This is a genomic window from Bradyrhizobium sp. STM 3809 (assembly GCF_000239795.1).
In the GTDB taxonomy this organism is placed as follows: domain Bacteria; phylum Pseudomonadota; class Alphaproteobacteria; order Rhizobiales; family Xanthobacteraceae; genus Bradyrhizobium.
The window spans coordinates 1-883 of sequence record NZ_CAFJ01000774.1 but is presented as its reverse complement, the minus strand read 5'-3'; the positions used below and the strand labels follow the sequence as shown (position 1 = coordinate 883).

Genomic DNA, 883 nt, shown 5'->3' with positions numbered 1-883 from the left:
CGAGCGTAGCCCGGATGAGCGCAGCGATATCCGGGGTCATGTTTAGAGCTCGTGTGGACCCGGATGTCGCTGCGCTCCTCGCAACTGCCCATGTTGCGCGAGCGGCCTCCACATCCACCGCCGTCGTCCCGGCGAAAGCCGGGACCCATACTCCGCGGCGGTTGTGGTGAGACAAGGCTGGGCCGACATCCCGTTCAACGACATCTGCCTGGGGTTATGGGTCCCGGCTTTCGCCGGGACGACGACGGAGGTCGGAGTGGCGGCTTCGTGTCATGGCGTGCGCGATCAGCGTTGCGCGTAGAGCTGGAGGACGGCTTCGCGTCAGCAGCGGTGCGTAGGGCGGCTTAGCCGAAGGCGTAAGCCGCCGTGCTTTCTCGGGTGGTAATGGCGGATTACGCTGCGCTAATCCGCCCTACTGGTCCGGTGGTGGAGCGACACCCCGCGCTCGCCTCACGCCGCCTGCAACGATCCCAGGAACCTACTCACCTCCCGCTTCAACCGTCCGCTCTCCGCCGACAGCGACCGCGCCGCGGTCAGCACCTGGGCCGATGCCGAGCCGGTCTCCGAGGCCCCCCGCTGCACGTCGTCGATGTTGCGCGAGACGCGCTGGGTGCCGTTGGCGGCGTGCTGGACGTTGCGGGAGATTTCCTGGGTGGCGGCGCCCTGCTCTTCCACGGCGGCGGAGACGGCGGCGGAGATTTCGGAGAGGCGGCCGATGGTTGAGCCGATCTCCTTGATCGAGCCGACCGACTCGGCGGTGGCGGCCTGGATGCCGGAGACCTGCTGGGCGATCTCGCCGGTGGCTTTCGCGGTCTGCTCGGCCAGCGCCTTGACCTCGGCGGCGACCACGGCGAAGCCGCGGCCGGCTTCGCCCGCGCGCGCC

1 protein-coding gene is annotated in these 883 nt (G+C 69.3%); it reads right to left on the bottom strand.

The window, feature by feature from the left end:
- Positions 1-450: 450 nt before the first annotated feature.
- The coding region (locus BRAS3809_RS32815; protein WP_035660160.1) for a methyl-accepting chemotaxis protein at positions 451-883 on the bottom strand (433 nt) is incomplete at its 5' end.